This is a genomic window from Kitasatospora putterlickiae (assembly GCF_039527695.1).
Classification (GTDB): Bacteria; Actinomycetota; Actinomycetes; order Streptomycetales; family Streptomycetaceae; genus Kitasatospora; species Kitasatospora putterlickiae.
In genome coordinates, this window is sequence record NZ_BAAAKJ010000196.1 from 29,835 (window position 1) to 38,526 (window position 8,692).

Here is an 8,692-nt window from a genome sequence, read left to right on the forward strand (position 1 = left end):
GCGGCGGCAGGAGTGGGGCCGGCGGCGGCATGGCCGGGGCGGACGGCGGCAGGCGTGGGGCGGACGGCGAGGGGCCGGGGTACCGGCCGGGAGCGGGGCGGCCGACGCCACGGCGGCGCGGCAGCGGCGGTGTCCTGCTCGGCGGGCGGTACGTGGTCACCGGGGCGATCCGGCAGGGCGCCGAGGGCGGCGTCTTCCTCGGCCGGGACACCGACGGCGGCGCCGAGGTCGTGGTCAAACAGGCCCGCGCGCACATCGAGGTGGACCGCGCCGGCACGGACGCGCGCGCCGCGCTGCGGCACGAGGCCGCCCTGCTCGCCAGGCTGGAGGGCCTGCGACTGGCGCCGCGCCCGGTGGAACTCGTCGAGCAGGACGACTCGCTCTTCCTCGTGCAGGAACGAATCGCCGGACAGCCGCTGGGCGGCTGGGTCACGGCCCGGCTGCGCCGCTACGGCAGCCCGGACGTCGACTGGGCCGAGGCCGGACCGATGGCGCACGCCCTGCTCGACCTCGTCGAACGCGTCCACGAACAGGGCCTCGTGCTACGCGGCCTCTGCCCCGGCAACGTCCTCGTCCGGCCGGACGGCTCGCTGCGGCTGGTCGACCTGGAGTCGGCCACCGAAGCCGGCAGCCGCGCCGGCTCGGCCGGCGCTCCCGGCTACCGGGCCCCCGAGCAAGGGCCGGGGCGGCTCGCCCTGGTCACCGGGGACGGCGCCACCGCGCCGGGCACACGGAGCGGCGGGCCCTTCGCGGGCCTCGCGGCGGGCCGCCGCGGCGACGGCGCCCGCACGGCCGAACCGGAAGCCGACCTGTACGCGCTCGGCGGACTCCTCTTCCTCCTCGCCACCGGTCACGACCCGCTGCTGCCCGAGGACCTCCCGCACGCCCGCCCGGTCGCCGACCGGCTGGGCCGCTGGCTCGCCCTCGCCGCCCGCTGCGGCACCACCGCCCGCCGGCTCGCCCCGGCCGTCCTCGGCCTCCGCGCCGAGCACCCGCACCACCGCTGGACCACGACGCGGGTCCGGGAGTCCCTGACGGCCGCCCCAAGCCCCTGGCCGGAGCCGCCGGACGCCTCCGACGGCATCACGGTCACCGAGGGGGCGCCCGACGACAGCGGCGAGGCGCACCACCCGGCCGACCCGTGGCGACCCGCGCCCGGGGGCGGCGCGCGCGTAACCCCGTCCTCGTTCTGGGAGACGGAAGCCCCGGAACCGGATGGTGCCGGAAACGGCCACGCCGCTCCGCCCAGCGCACACGAGGCCCCCTGCCCCGGCGGCCCCGACGCCCCCCGCAGGCCGTCGCCGCCGAACACCGGCCACCCCGACGGCCCGTCCATTTCTCGCGCCACCAGGGAGCACGCCCATGGCCCCGGCGCCCACGAGATCCCGCCGCCCCCGCCCCCGGCAACCGCCGGCCCCGACGCCCCGTCCCCCGCACGCCCCCAACCCGCCGGCCGTGGCGCGAGCGGCGACGGCGGGGCGGCCGTCCTCGACCAGGTGCTGCACGACGGGCTGCGGCATCTCGCCGCCACCGCCACGCCGTCCCGGTGGGACCGGCTCTGGCCCGTGGTGCCGGCCGGCGAACGCTCCGACCCGTGCAACGTGCAGCACGGCGCCGCCGGAGTGCTGGCCGTCCTCGCCCGGGCGGCGGCGACCACCGGCCTGCCCGGGGTCGTCCGGGAGAGCGCCCGAACGACCACCCGGATCGCCGCCAACTGGATCGAGCGCCGGTGCGCCGCCGAGCCGGCGGTCCTGCCCGGTCTGCACTGCGGCCGGTCGGGCGCCGCCTGGGCCCTGCTGGACGCCGCCGGCGCGCTGGGCGACCACGCCCTGGCCGGGCGAGCGGCCGAGCTGGCCGACCGGATCGCCGTGGAGTGGCCCAACCCGGACGTCCGCCACGGCGCGGCCGGTTCCGGCTTCCTCCAACTCCGTTTCGCGGCTCATGACTTGAATGAATCGGTGGCGGGACCACCCTGGTACCTCAGCCGGGCGCTGCGCTGCGGCCAGGGCCTGCTCGCCGCCGCACGCGAGGCGCCGTACGGCACGGTGTGGCCGGTGCCGCAGGACTTCAACTCGGCGCTCGCCGGAACCACCCGCCTCGGCTTCGCACACGGCGTGGCAGGGATCGGCACCTTCCTGCTGGCCGCCGCCGAGGCCATCGACGAGACCTCTGGCACGTTCACCGGCGAGGCCTCCCCCGGCGGCGCCCTACTCAACGGCGCCCGACTCACCAGCGCCCTGTTCGACGGAGCCCGCGCGGCGGGCCGCACGCTCGCCACCACCGCCCGCCCCGGCTCCCCGGCCGCCGACCGGGGCCCAACCGCCTGGTGGCCGCAGAGCGCCGACGACCCCGGACACGTCCGCCTGGCGCACGGGTGCAGCGGCTCCTCCGGCGTCGGCACCTTCCTCGTCCGGCTCTGGCGCGCCACCGGTGACGCCGAGGCGCACCGGTTGGCCGTGGCCGCCGGGCGGGCGGTGATCGCCGACCGCTGGCACAGCGACATCACCGCCTGCCACGGCCTGGCCGGCGGCGGCGAGTTCCTCCTCGACCTCGCCCACGCCACCGGCGACCCAGAATTCCACTCCGCAGCCCAGGAGTTCGGCTCCCTCATCGCCGCCCGATCGGCCCTGCGTGACGGCCTGCTGGTCCTGCCGGACGAGACCGGCACCGGCACCGCCGCCGCATACGGCACCGGGACGGCGGGTGCGCTGGCCTTCCTCCTGCGGCTGCGACACGGCGGCCCACGGCTCTGGGTGGACCCGGCGGCCCCGAACCCGACCGGGGCGGTGGCGGCATGAACGTGGCCACCCGCGCCACCACCCAGGCGCTGCGCCGGCTCGGCTTCACCTTCGCCGCCGACGGCGGCCACGCGGCCTGCCTCGCCTCCGCCGCCGACGGCGGCTGGTACGTGGAGAGTTGGCGCCTACCGGCGGACGGCCCCGCCACACCGACCGGGCTGCACCTGCCGGGCAACCGCTTCGAGAGCCCCCGCTCCCAACTGGTCGCCCTACCGGACGGTTCGGTGCTGGTCTGCCGGCACGACGGCGAGCGCCACGACCTGGTCACGCTCCACAACGCCACCGTCCCGGACGGTCAACCCGTCGCGGCCGAGCGGCCGTTGGGCACCCTGCGCATGCCCGGCCTGCGCCTCCTGCCGCTCCCGGCGGGCGCGCCGTCCGATCCCCGGACGCCGGTCGCCCTGGCCGTGGGCAGCGACACCCGGCCGGCCACCACCGTCTGGCTGGTGCGGACCGACGGTTCCGCACCGCAGCAGGTCGCCGAGATCCCCGGCCTGCACGGCGGGGGCGTCTGGCTGGACCACGCCGGCGCACTGCTGGCGCTCGACCGGGTGAGCGACGGCCTGGTCCGCACCGTGGCGCTCGACCTGCGCACCGGCGGCGTCACCCCGCTGCTGGAGATCGGCGAGCGCAGCAACGACCGGCTGGTGCTGTTCGACCCGGACAGCCGGTTCGCGATGGTACGCAGCGACGCGCCCGGCACCGACCGGATCGGCTGGGGCGTGCTGGGCGGCGGCGAGCCGCTGCGGTTCCCGGAGGCCCTGCACGTCGCGGGCATGTTCCTGCGGCCGGTGGCGCTGCGCCCAGGTGCGGACGGGGCCCAGGTGGCCGTCCAGGTCGACCACGGGGCGGGCTGCTCGCTCGCGCTGTGGCGGCCGAGCGCCGGACGGCTGGACCCGTTGCCGGTCCCGCCCGGGCGGATCGGCGCGGTGGGGCACTGGTCGGCGGGCGGCCTGCGGGTGCCGTACTCGGCGCCCGACCACCCGACCGCGCTCGCCGCCCTGGACGTGGACGCGCTGCTGGCGCACGACCCGGCGGCCACCGTGTCCGCCCCGACACCGGTGCCGCTGCCGCTGCAACTCGCGCCGCTCGGCTCCGGCCTGCCGGGACCGTGGCGGGACACCGTCCTGCCCTGGCGCCCGGGCGCCATCGGCCGCGCGAACTCCAGCACAGCGCCGCCCGGTTGGCGCCTGGACGGCTCCGCCGAACCCGGCGACGGCGGCCGCTGGCATCCCGCACAGAGCCTCGAACTCGCGGGCCCGGCAGGCCCGCTGGAGGCGGTGGTGTACGGCGGGGACGCCTGGCTGAGCAGCCCGCATCTGGCGCTGGCACTGCACGGCGGTCCGGCGGACGCCTGGCGGCTGGAGTTCGACCCGGCCCTGCAACGGATGGCGGCCGAGGGCCTGGCCGTGCTCGCGCCGAACCAACGGGGCTCCACGGGCTACGGATTGGCGCACGCGATGGCCATCCGGGGCGCCTGGGGCGGGCCGGACCTCGACGACGTGCTGCACCTGCTGGAGACCGTCGCCGGCCAGCGCGCCGCGCTCGGCCTGGAGCCGCCGGCCCTGTTCGGGGTCAGCTACGGCGCGTTCCTCGCCCTGCTGGCGACGGCGCACGCGCCCGCCGGGCACGTGGCACGCTGCGCGGTCGTCGCACCGTTCCTGTCGGGCGCCCGACTACTGGCCGAAGCCTCCTCCCCCGTAAGGGCGCTGACGGACCGGCTCGGCGGCGGCGAGCCGATCACGGACGCCCGGGGGCCGCGCGACGTGCTCCAGCTCGCGCACCGGATCGGGGCGCCGCTGCTGGTCGTGCACGGCGACCGTGACGAGGTCGTCCCGGTAAGCCAATCGCGTTCGCTGCGGCACGAGTTGCTGCGGATCGGACGCACGGAGGGGGCCGACTTCCGCTACGTCGAGGCAGCGGGCGCCGGACACGAGGTCCTCGCCGAAGAGGGCGGCGCGGTGCTGCACGAACTGCTCGCCACCTTCCTGCGGACCGGTCGGCCGGGGTAGCCCCTTCAGCATGCCGCACCGGCCCGCATCATCACCAGGCGATGTCGAACGGCGCCCGCACGACCGCCGCGCGTCACTGGCCACGTCCACGGCCGGCGCCCGAGCGTCGAGTCGTTGACCACCGGGCCGGATCCGGCACCGGTGCCGGGCGAGCTCCTTGCCGTGCGCAGCCCCGGGCGGCAACGGGATTCCGTACCGGCCGCGCTGCCGGTGGGCCGGCGAGCGCCAACTGCTCGCTTTGGTACGGACCTATCCCTTCTCCCTCGCACCGGTCGCCGTTCTCGACGAGGCCGCCCGCCGGGCCGATCGGCCGCCGGCCGGAGGCGGCCGCGCCGCCGGGGCACCCAGGGGCGCCCGGGGCCGCGCCGCTCCCCGGGCGGTCGTCGTGATCTCGATAGGATCTCGCCCGCTCCGGCGGTTAAGGTGGCGGCCGGGGTACGGGCCGCGATCACCGGCCACGCCCCGACCGCGCCCACGATGTGCCGGCCGGGCGCCGAAACACCTGCACCCTCGCAAGGAAAAGACGATTCTGATGTCCGACACCCTCACCGACACCACCGGACCCGTCAACGGGACCGACGCCGACGAGACCACGGCCGAGGACACCGCGTCACACGGTCGCCACCGCGGCCGGTCCGCCGCCGACGACAGCCCCGAGGCCGACCCGCACGGGCGCCACCGGGCCGCCGCCGACCAGGCGTGGCGAGCGGCGCTCCACGGACTCGACGCGCCGACCCGGCTGGCCCCGCACGGTGACGCCCACGTCTCCGTGGCGCCCGACTCCCGCTCCGTCCGGCTGTCCGAATCCGTCACCGCCGCGCTGGCCGGGCAGGCCCGGGCGCACGGGGTCACCCTCAACACGGTCGTTCAGGCCGCCTGGGGGCTCCTCCTGAGCCGGCTGACCGGGCGCGAGGACATCGTCTTCGGCACCACCGTCTCCGGGCGGCCGCCCGAGCTTCCGGGCACCGAGACGATGATCGGCTGCTTCATCAACACCGTCCCGGTGCGGCTGCGGCTGCGCCCCGAGGAGCGGATCGGCGCGCTGCTGGCCCGGCTGCAGGACGAGCAGTCCCGCCTCGCCGCCCACCAGCACCTCGGGATCGCCGAGATCCAGCGGCTGGCCGGAGCCGACGGCGAACTCTTCGACACGCTCACCGTGTTCGAGAACTACCCGCTGGACCCGGACGCCCTGAACGGCGGCGGACGGGCCGGCCTGCGGGTCGACGCCGTCCGCACCCACAACGCCGTGCACTACCCGCTGGCCCTGATCGCCACCCCGGGCGCCGCGCTCGACCTGCAGTTCACCTACCGGCCCGACCTGTTCACGGCGGACGACGCCGAGCGGGTCGTGCGGCGGTACACCCGGCTGCTGCGGGAGATCGCCGAGGCGGGACCGGACACCCGGACGGACCGGATCGAGGCCCTGGAGCCGGCCGAGACGCGGTTGCTCACCGAGGAGTGGAACGACACCGGCCGGCCGGCCGCCCCGGTCTCCGTGGCCGACGCGGTGCGGGACCGGGCGGCGCGGGAGCCCGGCCGCACGGCGGTGGTCGGCCCGACCGGGGCGCTGACCTACGGCGAGCTCGACGAGCGGGCCGACCGGCTGGCCCGGCGGCTGCGGGCCCGCGGCGTGGGACCGGAGGACCTGGTCGCGGTGGCGGTGCCGCGCTCGGCCGAACTGCTGGTCGCGCTGCTGGCCGTGCTCAGGTCCGGCGCCGGCTACCTGCCGCTGGACCACCGGCACCCCGCCGAGCGGACCGCGTTCATGATCCAGGACGCCGCGCCGGTGCTGGTGCTCACCGGCGGCGAGGAGGTGCCGGGGCTGCCGCCGGCGGACCGGCTGGCGCGGCTCGCGGTGGACGGCCCCGGCGCGCACGGCGACCCGGCCGTCCCGTCCGACGCCGTCCCGGACGGCACCCTCCCGGACGGCGCCCTCCCGTCCGCGCCGGACGGTTCGCTCGCCTACGTCATCTACACCTCCGGCTCCACCGGCCGCCCCAAGGCCGTGGCGGTGCCGCGCGCCGCCATGAACGCGCTGGTGGGATGGGCGGTGGAGCGCTTCGGCGCCGACGGACTGCGGCAGGTGCTGGCCTCGACCTCGCTCTCCTTCGACGTCTCGGTGTTCGAGCTGTTCGCCCCGCTGGCCGCCGGCGGCCGGCTGGAGATCGTCCGTGACCTGCTGGAGCTGGCCGAACGGCCCTGGCGGGGCTCGCTCATCAGCGGCGTCCCGTCGGCTCTGGCCGGGCTGCTCGGCGACCCGTCGCCGGGCTTCGCGGCGCAGCGGATCGTCCTGGCCGGCGAGGCCCTGCCCGGTCCGCTGGTACGGCGGATCCGGCAGTGCCTCCCAGACACGGAGATCGTCAACCTCTACGGGCCGACCGAGGCGACGGTGTACGCCACCGACTGGCGGTGCGCCGACGACCAGGTGGTCGCCCCGCCCATCGGCCGTCCGCTGCCGCACACCCGCGCCTACGTACTGGACCGCTGGCTGCGCCCAGTCCCGGCCGGAGTGCCCGGCGAGCTGTACCTGGCGGGCACCGGCATCGCCCGCGGCTACCTCAACAGGCCCTCGGCGACCACCGACCGCTTCGTCGCCGACCCGTACGGCGCGCCGGGAACCCGGATGTACCGCACCGGCGACCTCGCCCGCCGGCTGCCCGACGGCACGCTGGACTACCTGGGTCGCACCGACGGCCAGCTGAAGGTCCGCGGCCACCGGATCGAACCCGGCGAGATCGAGGCGGTGGTGGCCGGGCACCCGGACGTCGCGCAGGCCGTCGTCCTGGCCCGCGACACCCCGGCGGGCGCCACCCGGCTGATCGCCTACGTGGTCCCGCGGCCCGGCGCCGCACCGGACGTCACCGAACTCGCCGAGCGGACCGCGGGCGAGCTGCCCGGCTACATGGTCCCGGCCGGCTACGTCGTGCTGGACCGGCTGCCGGTCACCGCCAACGGAAAGCTCGACCGGGCCGCCCTTCCGGTGCCGGACCCGGCCGGGGGCGACCCCGACACCGGCCGGGCGCCGCGGACCTCGCGCGAGGAACTGCTGTGCGAGCTCTTCGCGCAGACCCTGGGCGTGCCCCGGGTCGGCCCCGACGACGGCTTCTTCGCGCTCGGCGGGGACAGCATCACCTCGATCCAGCTGGTGAGCCGGGCCCGGCGCCGCGGCCTGGTGTTCACGCCCCGGGACGTCTTCGACCACCGCAGCCCGGCGAACCTGGCCAGGGTGGCGCGCGAGGAGGCCCACCCCGTGGCCGAGGAGGACACCGAGGCCGGACCGGGTCCGCTGGCCCCGACTCCGGTGATGGAACGGCTGCGCGAACTGGGCGGTCCCGTCGACCGGTTCAACCAGTCGATGTTCGTCCGGCTGCCCGCCGGCGTCGACCGGCCGACGCTGGCGGCGGCGCTGCGGTCGGTGGCGGACCATCACGAGGCGTTGCGGCTGCGGCTGCACCGCGCGGACGACCACACGCCCTGGGGCCTGGAGATCACCGAACCCGGCGCCGACCTCGCGGACCGGCTCACCCGCCACGACGTCACCGGGCTGACCGGGGACGCGCTGCGCGAGGCCGCGCGACGCCAGGCCGAGCTCGCCTGGGAGCGGCTGGCGCCCGGGAACGGCGTGATGTGGCAGGCCGTCTGGCTCGACGCCGGCCCGGCCGCGCCCGGACACCTGCTGCTGGCCGTCCACCACCTCGCGGTGGACGGGGTCTCCTGGCGCGTCCTGCTGGGCGACCTCGCGGAGGCCGCCGCCGGGCCGCACCGCGACGGCGCCGGGCCGGCCCCGGTGGGCACCTCGCTGCGCCGCTGGTCGAGGCTGCTCGCCGAGGAGGCCGCCCACCGGGAGGACCAGGGGGACCAGGAATGAGCGCCCGCGACACA

The 8,692-nt window shown here is 77.4% G+C and carries 3 protein-coding genes; all 3 read left to right on the top strand.

The features are described from left to right. Positions 1 to 29 precede the first annotated feature (29 nt). The 3 genes from ABD308_RS39740 to ABD308_RS19685 all read left to right on the top strand — a co-directional run bounded on the left by ABD308_RS39740 (position 30) and on the right by ABD308_RS19685 (position 8,678). A complete protein-coding gene (locus ABD308_RS39740) occupies positions 30 to 2,798 on the top strand; it encodes a lanthionine synthetase LanC family protein (RefSeq protein WP_425554803.1) in 2,769 nt (922 codons plus the stop codon). Beyond that, complete coding sequence (locus tag ABD308_RS19680; protein WP_344336457.1) at positions 2,795 to 4,810, top strand: S9 family peptidase; 2,016 nt, start codon at positions 2,795 to 2,797, stop codon at positions 4,808 to 4,810. The genes ABD308_RS39740 and ABD308_RS19680 overlap by 4 nt, the downstream gene beginning before the upstream one ends. A 532-nt stretch (positions 4,811 to 5,342) precedes the next feature. Next, positions 5,343 to 8,678, top strand: a complete 3,336-nt coding sequence (locus tag ABD308_RS19685) for a non-ribosomal peptide synthetase (protein WP_344336459.1) — start codon at positions 5,343 to 5,345, stop codon at positions 8,676 to 8,678. Positions 8,679 to 8,692 lie beyond the last annotated feature (14 nt).

Coding starts and splice junctions, on each gene's coding strand:
- ABD308_RS19680 (WP_344336457.1), top strand. CDS start 2,795: ATGAACGTGGCCACCCGCGCCACCACCCAGGCGCTGCGCCGGCTCGGC.
- ABD308_RS39740 (WP_425554803.1), top strand. CDS start 30: ATGGCCGGGGCGGACGGCGGCAGGCGTGGGGCGGACGGCGAGGGGCCG.
- ABD308_RS19685 (WP_344336459.1), top strand. CDS start 5,343: ATGTCCGACACCCTCACCGACACCACCGGACCCGTCAACGGGACCGAC.